This window comes from Bradyrhizobium sp. B039 (assembly GCF_038965675.1).
In the GTDB taxonomy this organism is placed as follows: domain Bacteria; phylum Pseudomonadota; class Alphaproteobacteria; order Rhizobiales; family Xanthobacteraceae; genus Bradyrhizobium; species Bradyrhizobium diazoefficiens.
In genome coordinates this window covers 5,742,608-5,764,223 of sequence record NZ_CP152416.1, presented here as the reverse complement: position 1 = coordinate 5,764,223, position 21,616 = coordinate 5,742,608, and the positions used below count along the sequence as shown (strand labels likewise).

At 64.0% G+C, this 21,616-nt stretch carries 14 protein-coding genes and 2 pseudogenes; 8 read left to right on the top strand and 8 right to left on the bottom strand.

What is annotated here, in order from left to right:
* Positions 1 to 378: 378 nt before the first annotated feature.
* A complete protein-coding gene (locus AAFG50_RS27305; RefSeq protein ID WP_080668248.1) occupies positions 379 to 3,090 on the top strand; it encodes a family 16 glycoside hydrolase in 2,712 nt (903 codons plus the stop codon).
* 97 nt (positions 3,091 to 3,187) lie between these two features.
* Here the strand turns inward: AAFG50_RS27305 and AAFG50_RS27300 are convergent.
* The 5 genes and pseudogenes from AAFG50_RS27300 to AAFG50_RS27280 all read right to left on the bottom strand — a co-directional run.
* Positions 3,188 to 4,505: pseudogene (locus AAFG50_RS27300) on the bottom strand (MFS transporter).
* 6 nt (positions 4,506 to 4,511) lie between these two features.
* Positions 4,512 to 7,760, bottom strand: coding sequence for a CusA/CzcA family heavy metal efflux RND transporter (locus AAFG50_RS27295; protein ID WP_028175453.1), 3,249 nt, complete (start codon positions 7,758 to 7,760; stop codon positions 4,512 to 4,514).
* 3 nt (positions 7,761 to 7,763) lie between these two features.
* Positions 7,764 to 8,924, bottom strand: coding sequence for an efflux RND transporter periplasmic adaptor subunit (locus AAFG50_RS27290; protein ID WP_028175452.1), 1,161 nt, complete (start codon positions 8,922 to 8,924; stop codon positions 7,764 to 7,766).
* Between the two features lie 11 nt (positions 8,925 to 8,935).
* Complete coding sequence (locus AAFG50_RS27285; RefSeq protein WP_028175451.1) at positions 8,936 to 9,217, bottom strand: metal-sensing transcriptional repressor; 282 nt, start codon at positions 9,215 to 9,217, stop codon at positions 8,936 to 8,938.
* Positions 9,218 to 9,320: 103 nt separating this feature from the next.
* Positions 9,321 to 9,464, bottom strand: a pseudogene (locus tag AAFG50_RS27280) (nickel/cobalt efflux protein RcnA); the annotation flags it as partial.
* 905 nt (positions 9,465 to 10,369) lie between these two features.
* Between AAFG50_RS27280 and AAFG50_RS27275 the strand changes: the two are divergent.
* From AAFG50_RS27275 to AAFG50_RS27250, 6 genes are all read left to right on the top strand, one after another.
* Complete coding sequence (locus tag AAFG50_RS27275; protein ID WP_156149848.1) at positions 10,370 to 10,612, top strand: Wadjet anti-phage system protein JetA family protein; 243 nt, start codon at positions 10,370 to 10,372, stop codon at positions 10,610 to 10,612.
* 404 nt (positions 10,613 to 11,016) lie between these two features.
* Positions 11,017 to 11,580, top strand: a complete 564-nt coding sequence (locus tag AAFG50_RS27270; RefSeq protein ID WP_131234230.1) for a TnsA endonuclease N-terminal domain-containing protein — start codon at positions 11,017 to 11,019, stop codon at positions 11,578 to 11,580.
* Positions 11,581 to 12,867: 1,287 nt separating this feature from the next.
* Positions 12,868 to 13,248 carry a hypothetical protein gene (locus AAFG50_RS27265; RefSeq protein WP_011088386.1) on the top strand — a complete coding sequence of 127 codons (381 nt, stop codon included), beginning with the start codon at positions 12,868 to 12,870 and terminating at the stop codon, positions 13,246 to 13,248.
* A gap of 88 nt (positions 13,249 to 13,336) precedes the next feature.
* On the top strand, positions 13,337 to 13,531 hold the full coding sequence (locus AAFG50_RS27260) for a hypothetical protein (RefSeq protein WP_028175448.1): 195 nt from the start codon (positions 13,337 to 13,339) through the stop codon (positions 13,529 to 13,531).
* 244 nt (positions 13,532 to 13,775) lie between these two features.
* Positions 13,776 to 14,909: a glycosyltransferase family 2 protein gene (locus tag AAFG50_RS27255; RefSeq protein ID WP_028175447.1), complete on the top strand. Its 1,134-nt coding sequence runs from the start codon at positions 13,776 to 13,778 to the stop codon at positions 14,907 to 14,909.
* Between the two features lie 18 nt (positions 14,910 to 14,927).
* On the top strand, positions 14,928 to 16,430 hold the full coding sequence (locus AAFG50_RS27250) for a glycosyltransferase family 39 protein (RefSeq protein WP_028175446.1): 1,503 nt from the start codon (positions 14,928 to 14,930) through the stop codon (positions 16,428 to 16,430).
* 44 nt (positions 16,431 to 16,474) lie between these two features.
* Here the strand turns inward: AAFG50_RS27250 and AAFG50_RS27245 are convergent, their stop codons facing one another.
* The gene (locus tag AAFG50_RS27245) at positions 16,475 to 18,361 is read right to left on the bottom strand and encodes an adenylate/guanylate cyclase domain-containing protein (protein ID WP_028175445.1); all 1,887 of its coding nucleotides are present in this window, start codon (positions 18,359 to 18,361) and stop codon (positions 16,475 to 16,477) included.
* Between the two features lie 37 nt (positions 18,362 to 18,398).
* Positions 18,399 to 18,920: a FecR domain-containing protein gene (locus AAFG50_RS27240; RefSeq protein WP_028175444.1), complete on the bottom strand. Its 522-nt coding sequence runs from the start codon at positions 18,918 to 18,920 to the stop codon at positions 18,399 to 18,401.
* 685 nt (positions 18,921 to 19,605) lie between these two features.
* Here AAFG50_RS27240 and AAFG50_RS27235 point away from each other — a divergent pair.
* Positions 19,606 to 20,706: a DUF2778 domain-containing protein gene (locus AAFG50_RS27235; protein ID WP_028175443.1), complete on the top strand. Its 1,101-nt coding sequence runs from the start codon at positions 19,606 to 19,608 to the stop codon at positions 20,704 to 20,706.
* A 73-nt stretch (positions 20,707 to 20,779) separates the two neighbouring features.
* Here AAFG50_RS27235 and AAFG50_RS27230 read toward each other — a convergent pair whose 3' ends face one another.
* Positions 20,780 to 21,604: an SDR family NAD(P)-dependent oxidoreductase gene (locus AAFG50_RS27230; RefSeq protein ID WP_028175442.1), complete on the bottom strand. Its 825-nt coding sequence runs from the start codon at positions 21,602 to 21,604 to the stop codon at positions 20,780 to 20,782.
* Positions 21,605 to 21,616: the final 12 nt, after the last annotated feature.

Sequence of the window (21,616 nt, the reverse complement as noted above, 5' to 3'; positions counted from 1 at the left end):
CAGTGCACCAACTCGCCGTCATGAGCATTGTTCGAAAATGAGCGATGTCTTTGCTCCCGAATGCCAGGGCCGCAATGGTCAATATCTCTGCCGGTGTGGCGTGGCCCATTCTCGCGCATGTTCGATCCGCACGTGCTGCACGGACACACTCACGCGCTGCGTCACCGGCAAGTTGTTCATGCGTTTTCGCCAGCGGTGGAATGCCGGCGAGGCGATCTACATCTCCAGTACCCTAAGGCGCCGGCCTTCGCGGCAGAAACAACCTTTGATCATCAGTGTGAAGTAATTCACGTCAAGAACGTCGCTGCGGATCTATAAGCGGTAAGGGCCTGCGCCGTCGGTCCGACGTGAGTGCGAAGCCCAGGATTGGAGTGCTCCATGAACATTGGCTCGTCCTCGCAACCAACCGACTTCGCTCTCGACGTGCTGGGGCGCTACGTCTGCAACACTTTCGACGAAGCGCTCGCCAATTCTGATCCGGCCTATCGCGCCAACGCCCGGGACATCAAGGGCAATCCGTTGCCGGGCCGTGGCGACATGCGGCCGTTCGATTTCGTCGTGATCGGCGGGGGCACGTTCGGCTCTGCCGTCGCCGAGCATCTGTGGTTCCGCAGCACCGGTCGATCCGAACGAATCCTTGTCCTCGAAGCTGGACCGGTTCTGCTTGCCGAGCACATGCAGAACCTCCCGTCGATCAATCTCGGTCGGGAGGTTTGGGGACTGTCGTGGAACGCTGCCCCTGTCCTTGGCTATGCGGCATCCGGGCTGGCCTACTGCGTCGGCGGCCGCTCGATCTGGTGGGGCGGGTGGTCTCCGCGGCTGCTCGATACGGAGACCCGCACCGATTGGCCACAGGCTGTGCTCGACGACCTCAACGCGAAGAAGCTGCCGAACGGCGATAACGGCTACTTCCGCCAATCCGGACAGCAGATCGGCGTCGTGGCGACGAACGACTATATCTTCGGCGAGTTGCACCATGGGATGCGGGAGCAGCTCTACGGCGCGATCACCGCCAATCGGATTTCCGGCGCGGTCGACCTTGCCACTCTGCCCGAGGCCCCTCCGGTAGAAATCCTCGATACGCCGCCCACACTCGATGATCTCGCCGGTCTTCTCGGACTGGCGCCACCAAATCCGCCCTCGGATCCGGCCCAGAGCCAGCAGATCGAAGCCGAGATGCGCAATAAGCTAAAACTGGAAGCGCCGCTCGCTGTCCAGGCGCGGCCCGAACATGCGGGCTTCTTCCCGCTCAACAAATTCAGCGCAGTGCCGCTGCTAATCAAGGCGGCGAGGGGGGCCTTCAGCGAAGCGCCCGGTGACGACGTGCGCAAGCGCTTGATGGTCGTACCGCGTTGCCACGTGTCGCGACTGACCGTGACCAACGATCCGGACGGGGTGCTCGTCGACGGCGTACTCACCGAGCGCGGACGCATTCCGCTCTCGCCCGATGCGAAGGTGATCGTGGCCCTCGGCACCATCGAGAGCACGCGGCTTGCCCTCTCATCCTTCGGAGCCGACGGTCGGATCGGCACCAACCTCATGGCTCACTTACGTTCCAACGTCACGTTGCGTGTGCCGCGCGAGGCATTCAGCACCGTTTCCCCCAGCGTGAAAGCGCTGCAAACCTCTGCACTGCTGCTTAAGGGTCGGCATCCGTTCTTGGGGGCGGACAACAACCCGGACGGCACTTTCGGACACTTCCATTTCCAGATCACCGCGTCGGGCCTCGGTAATGCGGGATCCAATTCGGAGGCGGAGCTGTTTCAGAAGGTCCCCGACATCGACACGGTCCAGCAGCACCTGAATGCCACGGATTCGCATGTCATCGTTACGATCCGCGGCATCGGCGAGATGCAGGCGAATAACGCCGCAAGCAACGTCACGCTCGATCTCGACCCCGCCCAGGTTGACTTCGGCGAACGCAAGGCCTTCGTGAACCTGCAACCGAACCCGAAGGACGTGCAGCTCTGGGAGGCAATGGACAAGGCCTCCGACGAACTCGCGGTTGTCTTTGCGAACGGCCACAAGGTCGACTTCCTGCATCCCGTTACGGGCGCGGACGTGCAGCTCGGCGCGGATGCGACGAGCGTTGCGGCCGTCATTCCTCACGTGCGGCGCGATCAGCACCCAAACGGCCGGCGCGATCCGCTCGGCTCGACGCACCACGAAGCGGGCACATTGCGCATGGGGGACGACCCGACAGCGTCCGTTACCGACGCGAATTGCCGCTTTCACGGGGTCAAGAATGCCTATGTTGTCGGTCCTGCTCTGTTTCCGACGATCGGTTCGCCAAACCCGATGCTGACCGGCATCGCGCTCGCCCGACGTCTGGGCGATCATCTGCTGCCTCCACCACCCGCCGCGGTCGCCGAGGCCGGCTTCCGATATTTATTCGATGGTTCGGAAAAATCCGCCGATCTCTTCGCCAAATGGAACCGGGTGGGAGGCGGAAATTTCGCCCTGGTCCGGCGAACCCTCATCGCGCAGCCCGACTCGAACGGCATCGGGTTGCTTTACTACGCGGCCGAGCAGTTCGACGATTTCACCCTGCGGCTGGACTTCTGCCTCCCGCACCCCCGGGGCAACAGCAACGACAATTCGGGGGTCTTCCTGCGCTTCCGCAATCCGAAGTTGCCCGAGTTGCCGGGAACACCCGGGCCCGACGTACCCGGCAATCTCGCGACTGTGGCGGTCGACACCGGTTACGAGGTTCAGATCGACGAGGAAGCGCGGGGCGATACCCGGAAAGGCGAACTCGACGGCTTCCTCTTCAACCGCACTGGTGCGATTTACAAGGTCAAGACGATCGGCACCTCGCCAGGGCAGCAGAACTATACGAACGGGCAGAGGCTTGCGGCCGGCACATGGCACAGCTTCGACATAACCGTGACTGGTCGTACGTACGAGGTGTTGCTCAACGGTCAGCCGTCGACGAAGTTCACGGCTGACCCTGCCGACCCCAACGAGCGCTTTCGCGGACGCATGACGAGCGAGGATCCGGATTCGGGCTTCATCGGCCTGCAGGTACATACCGGCAGCGTGGCCTTCGCAAATGTCCGCATCCGATCCAACGTTCCCCTCACGGTTTGAACCATCATTCTGTCGCCTGCGGGGGGCAGCAGGTTGATCGAATAGGTCGGAATTTCCGGGGGGAAGCCGCCCCTGATTGGAGGCAACCGCGCGAGTCCTAAGGCCACCGAGGATCCAGGTCGTCGAGCACATAGACGTGCGCGTGATCCGGTGACTGCCCGCGCAAATGCGGGTGATCGGGCGGTAGCTCGGGATGTTGGTGAGGGACGAGGTCCGCCTCGACGGCCGGCCAGAAATAGAACGCCAGCGCGACGCCACTCAACGTCAGGATTGCGAGCACCCAGGCGGTCGGCGCGATCCCGGCGGACGAGCCGAGCCACCCGGCAAGCGGGTACGTCAACAGCCAGCACAGGTGAGACAACGCGAACTGGCGAACACGGCCGGCCGGTCCGCAGCGCCGGCCGACCGGCGCAGCAGGCGCCCGGCGGGCGTCATCACGCCGGAGTAGCCCATCCCAAATAGCACCCACGTCGGCAGAAGTGCGTGCCTGACGACCTCGTGTCCGGATATCGCCATGATCGCGCCGAAGGCGATCAGCGCTGCAGCCAGCATTCCCGCCGACGAGAGCATGATCCTTCGGTCGGGCAGCCGGTCGAGCAGGCGTGGCAGCAGGAGCGCCGCCGCCATAGAGCCGCCGCCGAAGCAGGCGAGTGCGACCGCGACGTTGCCGTCTGCTCCGCCCAGCGTCCCTTCACCAGGACGACGGTATTGACGAACACCATCGATCCCGCCGCAGCCACGGAGAGGTTCAGCGCCAGCAGGCCCCGCAAGCGGGGCGTCGCCAGGTAGATGCGCATGCCGCGTGTGGTGTCCTCGTAGAAGCCGCGGCAGGGTCGTGTCGCCGGCGCCTTGGGAATCGTGACCGAGACCACCAGCGCCGCCGAACAGAAGAGGCCGATCACGGTTCCGAAGAAGAGCCAGTTGAAGGTGACCAAGGTCAGCAGGCCCGCCGCAAGCGTCGGGCTCAGGAGGCTTTCCAAGTCATACGCCAGGCGCGACAGCGACAGCGCCTGTGTGTAGTCGCGCTCCTCCGGAAGCACGTCCGGAATGGTCGCCTGAAACGTCGGAGTGAAGGCGGCGGAAGCCGACTGCAGTACGAAAATGAGGACATAGACCTCCCAAACCAAGTCGATGAAGGGCAGCGCGATGGCGACCGCGGCACGGGTCAGATCCATCGCGACCAGAAAGGTTCGCCGCGGCAAGCGTCCGGCGAGGCCGCCGACGACCGGCGCGACGAACACGTAGGCGACCATCTTGATGGCGAGTGCAGTCCCCAGCACCGTCCCCGCGCTCGCGCCGGCGATACGGAACGCCAGCAATCCTAGCGCGACGGTCATCAATCCCGTTCCGATCAACGCGATGACCTGGGCGGCGAATAGATGGCGGTAGGTGCGGTGGGCAAGGACTGACAGCATGGGCCGCTACTCCGCCGCTCGGTCGTGGACGAGGGGCACGACCGAGCCGCTGCGCCTGTACGCCGCGGCGGGAACGGCGAAACGGGCGTACAAGGCGGGCAGAACGACCAGCGTGAGCAGGGTCGCGGTCAATAGCCCCCCAATGACGACGGTCGCCAGCGGCTTCTGGACCTCGGCACCCGTCCCGGTCGCCAGCGCCATCGGAACGAATCCGAGCGAGGCGACGAGCGCGGTCATCGCGACGGGTCGAAAGCGGGTCAGCGCCCCCTCGCAGATCGCCGTTCCGGGATTCACCCCTTCGACTATCAGCCTCCGGATCTGTGTCAGCATGACCAGACCATTCAGCACGGCCACGCCGGACAGCGCGATGAAGCCGACGGCCGCGGAGATGGAGAACGGCATACCGCGAAGCCAGAGCGCAGCTATTCCGCCAGTCAGCGCGAGCGGAACCGCGCTGAAGACGAGCGCCGCGTCCCGTGCAGAGCCTAGCGCCCCGAACAGCAGCATGAAGATCAGTACGAACACCCCGGGCACGACGAAGACGAGGCGCTGGCGGGCGACCGCGAAGTTCTCGAACTGTCCGCCCCAGGAGAGATAGCTGCCCGGTGGCAACTTCACCTGTTCGGCGACCTCCGCCTGCGCCTCGGTCACCAGGGAGCCGATGTCCCGACCTCGGATCTCGGCGGTGGCCACCACCCGGCGCTTGCCGTTCTCGCGGCTGATCTGGTTGTAGCCGACGGTCTGCTCGAACGAGGCGATGTTTCGGAGCGGGATGGACGCTGCCGGCGCGTTCGCATTCGCATGCGGGAGCGGGACCGGAAGCTCCTCGAGCGCCGGGATGCTGTCCCGCAGTTCGTCCGGGAGCCGCACCACGATCTTGAAGCGCCGGTCGCCCTCGAAGACGAGGCCGGCGTCGGTGCCACCGATGGCGGTGGCGATCAGGTCCTGCACCGCGGCGAGGCTCAGGCCCCGCCGCGCGATCTCCCGCTTGTCGATATTGATGTCGAGGAACGGGAGACCGGTCGTCTCCTCCGTCTTCACGCTCTCGGCGCCGTCGATCTTCCGGATGACGTCGGCGATCTGGCCGGCGGTCTTCTGCATCCGCTCGAAGTCGTCGCCGAAGACCTTGACGGCGAGATCCTCGCGCACGCCGGCGATCAGCTCGTTGAACCGCATCTCGATCGGCTGCGAGAAGCCGATCTTGTTGCCGGGAAGCTTTGCGGTCACCGCCTCGATCTTCTTGATCAGATCCTCCTTCGTCATCGTGGGATCGGGCCATTCGTCCTGCGGCTTGACGATGATGTAGGTGTCCGAGGCCGACGGCGGCATCGGGTCGGCGGCGAGATCGGGCGTGCCGGTGCGCGAGAAGACGAACGAGACCTCGTCCAGGGTGCTGATCTGTTTTTCGATGAGAAGCTGCATCCGCTGCGACTGCGCGAGCGCGGTCGACGGCACGCGCTTCACCTCCATGACGATGTTCTTCTCGTCGAGGGTCGGGGTGAATTCCTGGCCGAGACGCGTGAACAGGAGCGCTGCACCGATGAAGAGAAGCCCGGCGGCGGCGATGATGGGGAGTGGCCTCGCGATCGAGCCAGCGAGGAGCGGGGCGTACCAGCGCTTCAGGGTCCTGACGATGACGTTCTCGCGCTCGCTGACGCGCCCGCGTATCGCGATGGCGATGGCCGCCGGGACGAACGTCAGGGACACTACGAAGGCGACGGCGAGGGCGGTCATCACCGTGAGCGCCATCGGCTCGAAAGTCTTGCCCTCGACGCCGGAGAAGGCCAGCAATGGGGTGTAGACCAGTATGATGATGATCTGGCCGAACACGGACGGGCGGATCATCTCGACGGTGGATGCCGTCACGGTGTCCAGGCGCTCCTGCAGCGACAGGGCGCGGCCGAACTCGCGCTGGCGTTCCGCCAAGTGCCGGAGACTGTTCTCCGCGATGATGACGGCGCCATCGACGATGAGGCCGAAGTCCAGCGCACCGAGGCTCATGAGGTTCGCGCTGATCCGCCCCTGCAGCATCCCGCTCGCCGTGACGAGCATCGTGACCGGGATGACGAGGGCGGTGACGAGCGCGGCACGGAAGTTTCCGAGCAGGACGAAGAGCACGGCGATCACCAAAAGTGCGCCTTCGGCGAGATTCTTCGCGACCGTTTGGATGGTGGCGTCGACCAGTTGGGTGCGGTTGAGGACCGTGTGGGCGTAAATTCCCGGCGGGAGCGTTCTGCCGATCTCCTTGATCTTGGCGTCCGCCGCGGCCGCCACCGTCCGGCTGTTGCCGCCGATCAGCATCAACGCGGTTCCGAGCACGACCTCGCGTCCGTCGACGCTCGCGCTGCCGGTCCGGAGTTCCTTCCCGATCGCTACGTCGGCCACGTCCCTGACGCGGACCGGCACGCCGCCACGCGTCGCGACGACGATGTTCTCTATGTCTCCGAGGTTCTCGACGCGGCCGGAGGCGCGTACCACGTATCCTTCGCCGTTTTGTTCGATATAATTCGCACCGCGGCTGGCATTGTTGGCCTCGATCGCCTCGACCACCTGTTTCAACGACAACCCGTAGCCGACGAGCTTCGCCGGATCGGGCTGCACTTGGTATTGCTTGACGAAACCGCCGATGGCATCCGCCCCGGCGACGCCGGGCACCGTCTTCATCTGCGGCCGCACGATCCAGTCCTGCACCGTCCGGAGGTAGACAGTACGCTGGAAGTCGTCCGTGAGCCGCTCGCCTTCCGGTGTGAGGTAGCTCCCGTCGGTCTGCCAGCCGGGCTTCCCGTCGCGGATCGGTGAGGAAGCGCCGGGTTTTTCGTATTCCACCGCCCACCAGTAGATCTCGCCGAGGCCCGTCGAGACCGGTCCCATCCGGACGTCGACGCCGGGGGGCATACCCGACTTGGCTTCGTTGAGACGCTCGGAGACGAGCTGCCGCGCGAAATAGATGTTGGTCCGGTCGCCGAAGACCGCGGTGATCTGCGCGAAACCATTGCGCGAGAAGGAGCGCGTCGATTCCAGACCGGGTATGCCGGCGAGCGCCGTCTCCAACGTGACGGTGACCTGCTTTTCGATCTCGACCGGCGTCATGGCCGGCGCCACGGCGTTGACCTGCACCTGGACGTTCGTGACGTCGGGCACGGCGTCGATGGGAAGCTTCGTCAGCGACCAGGCGCCCGATGCAGCGGCGGCCAGGGCGATCAGCACGACGAGCCATCTTCGGCGGACCGAGAACTCTACGATGCGTTCGATCATCGATCAGTCCTCGTCGCCGGGCTTTGATACCTCGGCCTTGAGCGGGAACGTGTTCGAGACCGCGACGGTCTCGCCGGCAGTGAGGCCGGAGACGATCTCGACGACCGGTCCGTCCCGTCCGCCGAGCACGACGTCGCGCGCTTCGAATCCGTCCTTGGTCCGGGCGAAGACCGCCTTGCGTCCATCGACGGTCTGGACCGCGGCGAAGGGGACCGCGACCGCCGCATCATGCTTTTCGACCGCGATGTTCGCCGTGACGAAGGAGCCAGGGCGCCATCGGCCGCCAGCGTTGTCGAGCGAGACCACGACGCGGGCTGTGCGCGTGTCCTTGTCGAGCAGGGGGCTGACGAACGTGATCTTGCCCGAGCCGGTCTCGGCGATTCCACGCACGGCCACGGCGACATCCTGGCCCTCCCTGACCAGGGGCAGGTCGGTCGACGAAACCGCCAGATCCACCCAGACGCGGCTGAGGTCGACGATGACGAAGAGTTCGGTCTCCAGGCTGTCCCTTCCGACCGCGGTGCCGAGTTCCACCTTTCGTTCGACGATACGGCCGGAGATGGGGGCGCGGACGTTCTGGCTGCGCAGCGTACCGTCCGGCGCCTGCGGCAGTCCGGAGATCTCCGCGTCGCTGACGCCGAGAGCCATCAGCTTCTGGCGAGCGATGCCGAAGCGCATTTCGGTCTGCGCCGCCGCGTTGCGGGACTTGATGTACTGCTGCTCGGGGACGGCTCGGCCTTCCCAAAGCGACTTGTCGCGGGCGGTGAGGTCCTGCTGCAGTTCGTTCGAGAGTTTGGCGGAGAGGTACTCGCTCTTGGCGTCGGCGACCTCCCGGCTCTCAAGAACGCCCAGAACTTCGTCTTTCGCGACGTCGTCGCCGATGTTCTTCCGCAGATCCGCGACCGTGCCGGAAACCTTGATGGAGACGTGCGCGACCCGGCCTGCGTCGGGAACGATCGTGCCCGGCACGGTCAGCCGCTTGGCGATCGGGGCAGGTCCTGCCTGGCGGAGTTCGATGCCTGCGAGCTTGATGCGATCGTCGTCCATGACGATGGCCGCCGGCTTCGCGGAATTCGACTGCGCGGTTGCAGGCACGATGGTGCCCGCCATCGCCGCGAGCGTCGCGACCAGGATCATGGATGCCGTCCGAAAACGCGGGACCATCTTATGCTCCGCTACAGGTAGCGCGAGATCGCCTTGAATTCGGCGAGGACGCTCTTGGTCGACTTGCCCGCCCCGCCGTTGGCGGCCGCGTCCAAGCAGTGGTCGACGTGATCGTGAATCAGGGTCTTCTTCGCCTCGGAGATCGCTTTCTCGACGGCGTGGAGTTGCTGCGCCAGGTCGAGACACGGTCGACCTTCCGCGAGCATCGCGATGACCTTTTGGAGATGCCCGTCGGCCCGCTTCAGCCGTTTGACGATCTCCGCATGACTTTCGTGTATGTGGTCCTTGCTCATGGCTCCGATATCCTATCCCCTGGGAGGGGATACTGAAGGCCGGGGGTTCCGGCAACGGCCCGCTGCGGTCCGCCGCCACGGCAAATCGACGCGGCCGCCCGGCTCAGATCATCAGTTCGTGCCATCCGGACCAGCCGGTATAGAGACCGACGAGCACGATCAGGGCGGCGGAGACGTAGGGCGCGCGATGGGCGAAGCGGCTGAAGCCACTCCAATAGCGTTCGACGTGCCGCATGCTAAGAGCGGCCCGCCAAGCTCCATGACAGCGGTCGGGACGGTCCGCTTCACTTCGAACCTCGCGCATGCAGCAGGCGCGCGTGCGTCGTGCTTCGGAGCAGGCGCCACACGTCGAACCGTCTCCTGATGGCTCGAAATCGCTCGAGTTTGACGACCGAATCGGCCGGTCCGGTGGTACACAGCGGTGGTCACAAATTCCGACCGGTCTTTTCCGGAATCCTTGTTTTTCGGCGGTTTTCGCGCAACCGCGGCATGGGGGAAGGGAGTCCCATCTCTCCGCCACCTGACAATCAGCGCCGATCGGTGCCCGGTAATACCGCCAAGCGGCAAGGCTGAAATTGCGCGGTTTTGAGGGAATGAGCTTCGCGTTACGGTAACAAACCCTAGCAAATTCAACGCTCCCGCCCAGACTACGAATCTGAGGTGCGGCCGTTCGAATGTCTTGTGGGCCCGCCGGTTTCGCTAGGTTTTGCTTCACCGGGAAGTTGTTACCGAGCGTTACCGTGGGCTCGTTTGAGGTTCTTGAGCGCGGCAAGCACTGGAGCAAAACGACTCGATTGGACCACCAAAGAGCCTGGCAAATCTGTGCCGCGGTATGAATTGAGGACGCCGTAACTGATCCCGCCTGTTTAAACGGGATCTTCGTAGCGCTGAGCCGCGATCCGTCATCTAAAGCACGATTCAAAGCCGCTTCGACTTCGCGACGATACCTTCGTTACCTCGCGCTGATCAGGTCGGAGTAACGTGCTCGTCGTCCGCTCGATCTCCGAGCCGGTAGATTCGATTCCAGGTGCGTGCCCACCTGCGGTTGCGGTCGAGCCAGATCAACTGCGAGGTGCGAATCGTCCTAGCGTCAGAGTGCTGCGGATGCTTGGTGACGCGTCCCACCAGTATCAGGACGGACAGCATCAGATCTTGTTGGCGCCTGAACTGCATCACGGCCGTACGCCAGTTCTCAAGCAAAGGCGCGCAGGCGAGCTCAACCGGCGACGGCTCGCCCGCAACATGCGCCGCATTCTCGCCGGCATGCGTGAGATCGAGGACCGCATCCTGGGTATTCCGAACGCGGCGGCCATCCTTCGTACGTTCTTCCATGACTTCGTCGACGGCCTGCTGATCGCCGACTACAAGCAGCTCAAGACGTCCAACAATCCCTAAACGCCTTAGTAGCGGCCGGTTCTACAAACCTTAACCGAGGCCAGCCTAGAAGGACTCGCTCTCAAGGACGCAGAATTCGCTCGTACCACCTCATCCAGCTGCCGTTCGTAGCGCAGGCACGGGCGGCGAAGGACTGCGCATGGATATCGGCTATGTCGCGTCGACGCTATTCTTGGGACGAAAGGCGGATCGCCAAATAGGTTCGTGTTGGGCGCGGGATAGGGGCGGGCTCACAGTACACTCCATGGCTAACGACCGCGGATGTGCCCTCTCGAGGGCGGAGCCATCGACTATTCTGGAGAAAATCGGCTCGTGTACATCATTTTCTCTCAGACAATGAATACAGTGCGTTCTTGCATCATTGTTATGACGACGATGTAATCGACGTCCGCGAACAATTTCCATTGGATCGGAGCGAGACGATCCTGCTCGCTGACCTGCTCGGCGTTCATCACCCAGTTGATCGCGCATCGAGAACTCCTCTCGTGATGACAACCGACTTGCTTATTACCCGAAGAGCTTCGCGCGGGGATTGCCTGTTTGCTTACGCAATAAAGGAAGACGAGGATCTCCAGAACCTGCGTACGATCGAGAAGTTGGAAATTGAAAGAGTCTACTGGTCGATAAGAGGGATTGCGTGGGAGATACAGCTCAGATCCCAACTCAAGACCAACACCGCGCGGAACCTCGCTTGGCTATTCGACTCAGATCTCTCTGTGCGGGCTGAGAATGCTTGGATACAACGGATAAGAACGCAGGTGCAGACCACGAGCCTTGCTTATCCGACAGTGCCGATCAGACTAGTGTGTCGCCTGATAGATGGTCAGCTTGGACTAGAAAGGGGCTCAGCCCTAGGCGTTGTCCGCGCGCTGCTGGCCAGAAAGGAAGTGCTCGTTGACTTGAACCATGCCCCGCCTCTGGCGGAAGTTCCCTGTGCAAAGTTCTCCTTCGCGGAAAGCCAGACATGACTGGCTTGCGCCCCTCGATAGCATCGCTCGCTATCCGCGTGCTTGTCCGCGATCGGGACGACAACCGGCTGAAGCGAATTGTCCACGTGGACGCCTCGATTGATGAGATATGGCTCAAGGATATTGATGACAGAATTTGGCCGTATCGACTAAGCTATTCAGAGTTTATTGCAGACTATAAAGGACCTTCTCCGCGATATGAGGTAGTGTTCGATGAGCCGCAGCAGGTATACATTGCGCCGCCGAATGGCAACACTGCCACGGACGAGAGACAGAGCACGCATTGGGCGATCGTAGCCGTCCTCCTCGCCGGCGCCAGAGACGAGCGATCGCTTTTGTTTTCGGTTAATCGCAGACCGCTCATCGCGACGGCTTGCAAGCAGTTCGGTGTGACGCGACAGACTGTCGTGAACATTCTATTCCGATATTGGGCGCGCGGAATGACGTCGGACGCGCTGCGGCCGGATTTCCGAAAATGCGGCGCGCCTGGTGTGCCACGAAATATTTTGGGCGGAGTAAGGGCCGGGCGACCAAGCGACTTAAGGACGAGGGGCTTTCGATCGGCAAAGTGGCCTCTCGAATGGGGCTGTCCGTCAGTACCGTCGCGCGTTTGTTTGCAGGAAAAGCGAGCCGGTCCGAGCGTGCACGCGACGAGCGCACGATCGCTCAATTGCGGAGAACATGGCTGAGGACGAGACGACTTGATGTGTATTCCAAGCTCTACGCCCTTGATCGTGGTTGGCTAAAAACCGAGGAAGGTTTGGGTGGCGTGGCTCCACGGGGCCTAAAAAAGACTGGCAAAAATTGGATAAAACGTACGCGCCTCTACTTAGGTCGGCGATGTCGGCGCTGAGGTCGAAGTCTGGGAAAAAGCGAATTTCTTACGCCGCTTTGGGGCGCGAATGCGGTATCAAGAATCTGAAGACAAAGATTGCGAAATTGCCGGAGTGCGCGAGAATCCTATCCAAGCCTTATGTGGGCAGGACGGTGACGAGGCGGAGTCGGCCGACTCTGGCATAGCAACTGCCACGTGCCCTGGAAACCAAGCTCATCAATCGAGAAAAGCGTGCCGCTTCGTTGTGGTCGCAAATGTGCTGGCGCCGATCAAGTGGTCTCGTATGAATTCCCAAGGGGTAAAAACTATTCAGCTAGTACGAACTGCACCCAGAACTCGTAGCCAAAACTTTATGAATCACGCTGGCTCAAAGGGTTTTGAAATGGTTGGGCATTTTGCCGTATCTTTAAAAACTATAATGTCAAATGACATCTGCGAAGAAGGAGAACAAGATGCGGATGCTGATGCTGGGGGCGGCGCTCATGATGATGACATCTGCTGCCATCACATATTCTGCCATGGCGGATGACGACGACGCCAAGGGCGCGCAGAAGCTCGCCATGCAGGGCCGCGACGATTACTGGCATTGCCTGGCGCGGGAATATTCGCGCGACAGCAATCAGGGCCTGTCGGAACAGGATTTTGGCCGTTCGGTTGCGGGCGCCTGTCCGTCGGAGCGGCAATATTACCGGGTGGCATTGCTCGACTATCTCACCACGCAATATCCGAACATCGATTCCGGCGCCCATCTCGCGACCGCGAACAGGGCGGTGGAGTCGGCGCAGAAGGACATCGTGACGGCTTTCATCAAGCATAGGCCGCCGCAGAAATAGGTCGACAGCGGTCGCGGTCCCGTGGCCCTTCCGGCTCCGCGTTCATCCGTGGTATCAATGATCGCATCTGGAACAGGGATGGGCTTCCATGTCGTCTGAGTCGGTGGGTGGCATTTTGGGCGCGATCGTCGCGGCGGTCGTGCTTGCGGTCGCCGTCGTCCTCGGGCCGATCGGCCAGTACGGCAAGCCGCCCAAGCCGGCAAAGGTCGATCCGGGCCCGGCGGCCATGGCGCCGGCAGCCCCCGCGCCGCGCGGCCCGGTGATCAAGGAAGTCCCGAACTAGTCGTCGGCCTGAAAAAGGGTGCTTTTGCCCCTTGAAAAGCGGCTTTGCCGTCCCCATCTAGCTACTAACGGCAACGTTGAGTCACGATCTCCGTTGCTGGAACGACCTTGGAATAGCTAAGGCTGCGCCGGATGTACGCGCGCCCGCCGTTCCGGGGTCGTTGGCATTTTAGGGCCCATTTGGGCCCTTCCCCTTGGAAACCCCGGCTTGGCAGCGCAGGACGCGGCGGATATACGCTGCCGTCATGAATGAAGCGATCAGACCGGGCCCCGACAATCCGCCCCAGGCTCAAGAGGGGCCGGAACTGTCGGTCATCGTCCCGACCTTCAACGAGCGCGACAACGTAACGGTGCTCTACCGGCGCCTGGAGGCGACGCTCGCCAGCGTCGCCTGGGAGGTCGTGTTCGTCGACGACAATTCACCCGACGGCACCTGGGACGTCGTGCGCGCGCTGGCCCAGCGCGACAGCCGCGTGCGCTGTGTCCGCCGCATCGGCCGCCGCGGCCTGTCCGGCGCCTGCATCGAAGGCATCCTGGCCTCCAGCGCACCCTTTGTCGCCGTGATCGACGCCGACCTTCAGCACGACGAGACGCAGCTGCCGAAGATGCTGCTGCTGCTTGCCAGCGACGAGGCCGATCTGGTGGTCGGCAGCCGCTATATCGAAGGCTACAAGAGCGAAGGTTTCAACAAGCAGCGCGCCGGCGCCAGCGCTCTGGCGACCGAGGTCGCCAGGAAGATGCTGCGGGTCGAGATCGCCGATCCCATGAGCGGATTCTTCATGGTCCGCCGCGATCGTTTCGAGGAATTGGCGCCAAAACTTTCGGTGCATGGCTTCAAGATCCTGCTCGACCTGGTCGCGACCGCGCATGGCAGCTTGCGGGCCGTCGAGATTCCCTACACCTTCGGCGCCCGCCAGCACGGTGAGAGCAAGCTGGATTCCATGGTCGCGCTCGACTTCCTGGGCCTCGTGCTGGCCAAGCTGAGCAACGACATCCTCTCGCTGCGCTTCATCCTGTTCGCGATGGTCGGCGGCATAGGTCTCGTGGTGCACCTGGCCACGCTGTTCATCGGGCTTCACGTGTTCAAGGCGCCGTTCGCGGAAGCGCAGGCGGCAGGCGCCGTCGTCGCTATGACCAGCAACTTCGTCCTCAACAACTTCCTCACCTATCGCGATCAGCGGCTGAAGGGCTTTGCGCTGCTGCGCGGCCTGATCGCCTTCTACATCGTGTGCAGCGTCGGCCTGCTCGCCAATGTCGGCGTCGCCTTCTCGGTCTACGACCAGGAGCCGATCTGGTGGCTGGCCGGCCTGGCCGGCGCGCTGATGGGCGTGGTGTGGAACTACGCGATGTCCGGACTGTTCGTCTGGCGCAAGAAATAGCGCGCCAAGGAAACCGGTATGGGCGGGGCTGACGCGCGGATTGTCCGCAACACGGCGCTGGTGATTCTCGCGCTGGTGGCCCTGCGGCTCGTCGCGGCCGCATTCACGCCGATCACTTTCGACGAAGCCTATTACTGGATGTGGTCGAAGAACCTCGCCGGAGGTTATTACGACCACCCGCCGATGGTCGCCTATGTCATCCGCGCCGGCACCATGATCGCCGGCGACACCGAGCTCGGCGTCCGCCTCGTCTCGATCCTGCTCGCGCTGCCGATGAGCTATGCGATCTATCGCTCGGCCGCGATCCTGTTCGGGGGTGCCCGTGTCGCGGCCACCAGTGCCATCCTGCTCAACGTGACGCTGCTGGCCGCGGTCGGCACGCTGATCGTCACGCCCGATGCGCCGCTGCTGGTCGCCTCCAGCTTCGTGCTGTTCTTCCTCGCCAAGGTGCTGGAGACCGGCCGCGGCGTCTGGTGGCTCGCGGTCGGTGCCGCCGTCGGTGCGGCGCTGCTGTCGAAATACACCGCGATGTTCTTCGGGCCGGCGATCCTGATCTGGCTCGCGGCCGTGCCGAAGCTCAGGCGCTGGTTCCTCTCGCCCTGGCCCTATCTCGGCGGCCTCGTTGCCCTTGCGCTGTTCTCGCCGGTGATCCTCTGGAATGCGGATCATCAATGGGTCTCGTTCGCAAAGCAGCTCGGGCGCGCCAGGATCGAGGATTTCCGCCCCGTCTTCATCGCCGAGCTGATCCCGACCCAGATCGCGTTCGCGACCCCGCTGGTCTTCATTCTCGGTGCCATGGGGCTACACGCGCTGACCTGGCGCCGCGCCGGCGCGCTGGCCTCGCGGGTGCTCATCGAGACGATGTTCTGGACCATTGTCGCCTATTTCGTCTGGCATTCGCTGCATGCGCGCGTCGAGGCCAACTGGTTCGCGCCGGTCTACCCGCCCTTCGTGATTGCGGCCGCGGCCGCCGCCAACCTCGTGCAGTGGAAGCCGCGTGCGCGGCGCCTGGTCGATTTTTGCCTGCGCTGGGCTGCACCCGCCGGCATCGTGATGTTTGCGGCCCTGATCGTGCAAGCCAACACGGGCATCTTGTCCGGCTATCGCCGTGACGCGACCGTGCGCAGCGTCGGCGTCGGTTGGCGCGAACTCGCCGCGGAGATCGAAGCCGTGCGCGCCCGCACCGGTGCGACATGCGTGCTCGCGCCGGACTACGGCACCACCGGCTGGCTCGCCTTCTATCTGCCGCGCGGCACTTGCGTGGTGCAGCAGAACCAGCGCATCCGCTGGGTCAACATGCCCGAGCCCGATCCAAAGCAGCTTGCCGGCAAGCTGATCTATGTCGATGAGCTGCGTGAGGGCGGCCATCCCGCCGTCAACGATCTCTTTGCGCAGGTGACGCAGGTTGCGCAATTGCAGCGCAAGCGCGGGCCGCTCGTGATCGAGACCTACGGCATCGATCTGCTCGAAGGCGCCAAGGGCGACGTGCTGGACCGTTCGCCGCCACCGGAAGCGCGGTAATCACCGTCGTCCCGGCGGAGTGTTGGGCGGGTAGCGGTGGCTATTCAGTCGATCATCTCGGCCTTGGCGGTGGCCTGGCTCGGCCTGTGCCGGTCGCGCCAGAACCAGACGGTCACGACGCCGGAGCGGCCGCGGACCTGCGTGAGCAGGGGGCCTGTCAGGACGCCGTTGGGAGTGCCGTGGAAGTCGGCCGCATCCAGCAGCGTGTCGGTCAGCGCGAGCCGCGCATCGTTCTGGGCGGCGACCTCCATCAGCCGGCTTGCGACGTTGACGGTGTCGCCGGTCGCTGTGATGTGCTGGTGGCTTTCGCCGAGACGGGAGGCGACGATCGGGCCGAAATGCGCGCCGATCTTGAAACCGAGCTGGCCCCCGATCGCAGGGGGCAGCGAGGCGATCCAGCGTTCGACGCCGCGATGCAGGTCGATCGAACAATTCAGCGCACGCGCCGCGTCATCCGGCATGGCGTGCGGCAGTCCGAACAGGAGCATGGCGCCGTCGCCGAGAAAGCCGGTGACCATGCCGCCGCAATCGACTGCCGCCTTGTCGATCAACGCGTGAAACGCCTTCAGGAGATCCCTGAGCGCGTCCGGATCGGTCCGTTCGCTCAGCGCCGTAAAGCCGGAGAGATCGATGAAGACCACGGCGGCATCCTGCCGGACGGGCTTCGACAGGAAGTTCGGATCGCGCGCCAGCCACTCCTGCACGGCCGGTGCCTGGAAGAGCGCAAGCGACCTGCTCTTGGCGGCGAAATACTGCGTGCGGCGGCCTCCCGCCCATAGCTGCACGCCGGCAAAGATCGCAACGGGCGGAACCGCGGCCGCAAGCGTGGTCGCGGCGTTCAGCCAGACCCCGTGCGTGAACGCGAACAGATTGAGCCCGGCCCAGGCGATCATCACCGCCGCCGCCGCCATGATGCCGAGCGCGCTGCGCCGCCAGGCGAGCAAGCCCACCAGCAGCACCGGCAGCAGGATGGCGGCAAGCGCGTCGGCGATATGCACCTTGCGGTCGCGCACGATGCCGTCGCCGGCGACGAGATGGGTGATCGCGGTCGAGATCACCTCGACGCCGGGCATGAGGGAATCGAACGGCGTCGGATAGAAATCACCGCCGCCGGCGACCGAGGCGCCGATCACGACGATGCGGTTCTCGATGGCGGCGCGACTGAGCGTGCCGTCGAAGATGCTCTGCGCGCTGACGGTGCGGATGGTGCGGCGCGGGCCGTAATAGGTGATCGGCAGCGCGAAGTCGGTGTCGGTCGGCACCGCGCGATCGCCGAGCATGAGATGATCCGGCGCGATCGTCAGCGGCTTGTCGAGCGCGCGGGTCGCGACCCGCAAGGGGAACGACAGCTCGACCTTGTCGTGCGTCCGGAACAGCATCGGTATCGAGAGCGGCGAGCCGGACTGTCCCGTCGCGACGTTGACGACGCCAACCTCGGCGTGGTCGGCAAATGCGGGCAAGGGCAGCAGGAAGCGCTCGGCTTGCGGCAGGACGGCGAGGGGGCCCCGGCTGCTGGACTCCACGGTCTCGCTGGCGGACGGGAAGATCGCTGCGGCGGCCAGGACCATGGGACCGGTGGCGAGCGTGTTGGCCAGAGTGGCATCGCCGATCGCGGCGCTGCGGTCGACCAGCAAGAGGTCGATCGCGACGACCTTCGGCTTGAACTGCACGATGGTGTCGACGATCCGGGCGAGATCGGCGCGCGGCAAGGGATAGCTGCCGCCGCGTTTGACGACGGTGTCGTCGATCGCGACGATGGTGACGAGATCGGGCGGAGCCTGCACGCCGCGGATTTGCGTCCGCAGGTCGGTCAGCGTCGCTTCGAGGCGGTCGAGAAAGCGCAGATGGCCGTTGGCGTGAGCGGCATAGATGCCTGCACCCCACAGCGCGGTGAGGACGAGTGGCACCAGGATCTGAACGCGTCTAGTCATTACGTACTGCAATCTTCTTCGCTTTGTCGTCCGGGCCTTATTGACCCAGTCTTGCCATCAGCGCGTCGACGCGCGGCTGGCCCCATGTCTTGACGGTCAATGGACCGGTTGCCTCGACATCGACGCCTTCGCCAGGGCCCAGAACGACGCCGCGTCCGCGGCTCCTGCGGCTGACGCCGACACGGCCGTCGGCGACGAAGACCGAGGTTTTTGCATCGGCGACGTCCACGGCCCATTTGGTGCCCCGCACCGCGGCGATCGCCTGCGGTGTCAGCACCTTGAAGGGATTGCCGCCGGGCTTTTTGGGAACCTCGACCAGCAGCGCTTTGCTGCTCAACTCCACGGAGTCAATATGTCCGTCGCGGTTCGCGTCCTTAAGTTCAAATCTGGCGCCGTTTTCCGCAACGATGGTGATGCCGTTGTTGCAGCGCCAGGTTTGCGTGCCGGCGGCGGATGGCGACGGCGTGCAGCCCGCATTGGCGGGCTGCGCGGCCACGTATCCCGTCAACAACGACGACCACGCCAGGGCGAAAAACCCGGCACGTGCGATCCCTCTCATGCCAGCCTCCGTTTGCGTGCGTGGCACAGTTCAAGGCGATGTTGATACGGTACCGTATCACGCGCAGAGGCTGCTGAAAAGTGCCGGGTCTGGCAGCTATTTCGTCGCTGCGGCCTTTTCCAGACCGGCGCGATCAACTTTCGGTCACGGCGCCGTGCTGCGTGAGCGCTCAGTGCGATGTGTGATGTGTGTGTGCGTTGTCGCCATTCCGCTGACATCGGTGCGCCGAAAGACGGAGGGATGGCCAGCGCGACCAGCCTCGCGCAACGCTTCACCGCTATGGTCAGGCCGCATTGAAGACCACGAAAATGACTTGGTTGGATGCGCCTAGAGAGGCCGTCAAAGACGTCCGCTGACCGCACCGATCCAGCCGAGAATTATAGTTAACAGAAGCGTCTAAGTCCGTAGTTCTGCGGGCTTTTTTCTCGAAATGGGACGGCATTAACGAGTTGCCCCATATCTGCCCGAACTTAATCCGCATTTAACTAAAAGTCGCCTTAATGACGCTCCGACCCTCTGCGAGATGCTGTTCCCGGAACCTGACCAGCAGCGGCACTTCGAAGGGGGACTGAGTGACACCGTCCTGGACGCAAGGCGAATGAGTACGAGTATCGCTGCGCAGAGTAACGCGGCACGGAAGTCCAAAAATCCTGGCAAGAATCCACATCGGAAGCCTTCCCGGAAAATGACCACCAAAAACGTGCTTGGCGCCGCTTTGATCGGCTGCGTCGTGCTTGGCGCCGGCTGGACCGTCTACAGCAACATCTTCGCCGCCAGCGTCTATCCGACCGTCGGCAGTAACGGTTACGACGAGCCCGTGATCAAGCGCGCGCCGAAGGTCGCGCTGCGCGAGGCGGGCGATGCCATCAAGGAAGCCTTCGCTCTCCTGCCGGACCGCTTGCAGGTCGCCGCGCCGATCTCGCGCGAGATGTTCAACGAGCGCTTTGCCGCGGCCGCGACGCAAGGGGTGGAATCCAATGCGGCGAGTGCCGTAGCTCAGGCTCCCGCGACGAAGGTCGCCGACACCGCGAAGCCGGGCGTGATCGCGAAGGTCGCCGAAGCGCTGAAGCCGTCCGCCCCGGCCAAGGCCACTGACAAGGCCACTGAAAAGATCGCCGATGCCGCCAGGGCCAAGCGCGCTCCGGATGCTCAGTTGCAACTGGCTTCGGCCGATCCGGCCGAGATCGTGCCGGTGCCCGAAGCGAAGCCAAAATCCTTTGCCGATCGCGCCAAGGCCGCGGTGATGTCGATCACCGGGCCGCGCCAGTCGATGGTCGAGAAGCTCTGGGGCAAGCGCGAGTCCTCCGGCGGACTGCTCGCCTATGCCTCGGCCGATGCCAGCGTGACCGCGTCCATCGCGCCGAGGGAGCAGAACCCCATGCTCGGCGGTTCGGCGCCCTATGAGCGCGACACCGCGGTCTACGACATCACCGCCAAGACGGTTTATCTGCCCGACGGCACCAAGCTCGAGGCGCATTCCGGCCTCGGCTCCAATCTCGATGATCCCCGTTCCTCGCGCGTCCGCATGCGCGGCGTGACCCCGCCGCACATCTACACGCTGAAGCCGCGCGAGGCGCTGTTCCACGGCGTGCCGGCGCTGCGCCTGACCCCGATCGGCGGCGAGAGCGCGATCTACGGCCGCGACGGCCTGCTCGCGCACACCTTCATGCTCGGGCCGAACGGCGACTCCAACGGCTGCGTGTCGTTCAAGGACTACTACGCGTTCCTCGACGCCTACCGCAACAAGGGCATCCGCAAGCTCGCGGTGCTGGCGCGGGTCGATTGATCCCGGTTCATTCCCGATGAGAAAAGGGCCGCTTGCAGCGGCCCTTTTCTTTGTCCTGCGTTGTGGACGCGCTTCAGCCCGGCCAGCACTGTCCGCCGCCGTCGATCCTGAGGACCTGGCCGGAGACGAACGCGCCCATGGGACCGGCGAAGAATTCGACGACGCGCGCGACCTCGTCGACGGTCGCGATGCGGTCGAGCGTGCCGGTCTCGACCATCCGGTCAGGGTCCACCGCGCGCGTGCCGAGGAAGCGGCCGGTGCGGGTATCGCCCGGTGCGATGCAGTTGACGGCGATGTCGTAGGGGCGGAGCTGGTCGGCCAGGCATCGCGTGTAGTGGGTCACGCCGGCCTTCGACACCGCATAGATCGCACCGTTGGTGCGCCCCTTGAAGGCGGCGACCGAGCCAAGCGTGACGATGCGGCCGCGGCGCCGCTCCATCATGCCGCGCGCGACCGCCTGGCAGGTCAGGATGGTCGAGAGCAGATTGCGCTCCAGCACCGCGCGCACATCGGCCTCCTTGATATTCACCGCGTCGTTCGGATCCGGCTTGCCGCCGGCGGCTGCGATGTCGCCGCCGGCGTTGTGCACCAGAATGTCGATCGGTCTGAGCGTGTCTTCTGTCTCGGCTATCACACGCGCGATGTCCTCACCCTTGGTGAGATCGCCGAGCACGCGCTGGGTGCGGACACCGAATTGCCGGCCGATCTCCGCGGCGACCGCGGTGAGGGTGGTACCCTCGCCATATTCCGCCGGCCCGTTCTCGCGCATGCCGTGGATGGCGACGTCGGCGCCGAGCGCGGCAAGCTTCTCCGCAAAGGCGCGACCGAGCCCGCGCCCCGCGCCGGTCACCAGCGCAGTCTTTCCTGCCAAAACCTTGGCCCTGTCATGCGACGTCATGATCTTCTTCCT

Excerpts from the sequence above, each read along its gene's own strand:
- AAFG50_RS27305 (WP_080668248.1), top strand. The coding sequence starts at position 379 with ATGAACATTGGCTCGTCCTCGCAACCAACCGACTTCGCTCTCGACGTG.
- AAFG50_RS27295 (WP_028175453.1), bottom strand. The coding sequence starts at position 7,760 with ATGATCGAACGCATCGTAGAGTTCTCGGTCCGCCGAAGATGGCTCGTC.
- AAFG50_RS27290 (WP_028175452.1), bottom strand. The coding sequence starts at position 8,924 with ATGGTCCCGCGTTTTCGGACGGCATCCATGATCCTGGTCGCGACGCTC.
- AAFG50_RS27285 (WP_028175451.1), bottom strand. The coding sequence starts at position 9,217 with ATGAGCAAGGACCACATACACGAAAGTCATGCGGAGATCGTCAAACGG.
- AAFG50_RS27265 (WP_011088386.1), top strand. The coding sequence starts at position 12,868 with ATGCGGATGCTGATGCTGGGGGCGGCGCTCATGATGATGACATCTGCT.
- AAFG50_RS27260 (WP_028175448.1), top strand. The coding sequence starts at position 13,337 with ATGTCGTCTGAGTCGGTGGGTGGCATTTTGGGCGCGATCGTCGCGGCG.
- AAFG50_RS27255 (WP_028175447.1), top strand. The coding sequence starts at position 13,776 with ATGAATGAAGCGATCAGACCGGGCCCCGACAATCCGCCCCAGGCTCAA.
- AAFG50_RS27250 (WP_028175446.1), top strand. The coding sequence starts at position 14,928 with ATGGGCGGGGCTGACGCGCGGATTGTCCGCAACACGGCGCTGGTGATT.
- AAFG50_RS27245 (WP_028175445.1), bottom strand. The coding sequence starts at position 18,361 with ATGACTAGACGCGTTCAGATCCTGGTGCCACTCGTCCTCACCGCGCTG.
- AAFG50_RS27240 (WP_028175444.1), bottom strand. The coding sequence starts at position 18,920 with ATGAGAGGGATCGCACGTGCCGGGTTTTTCGCCCTGGCGTGGTCGTCG.
- AAFG50_RS27235 (WP_028175443.1), top strand. The coding sequence starts at position 19,606 with ATGACCACCAAAAACGTGCTTGGCGCCGCTTTGATCGGCTGCGTCGTG.
- AAFG50_RS27230 (WP_028175442.1), bottom strand. The coding sequence starts at position 21,604 with ATGACGTCGCATGACAGGGCCAAGGTTTTGGCAGGAAAGACTGCGCTG.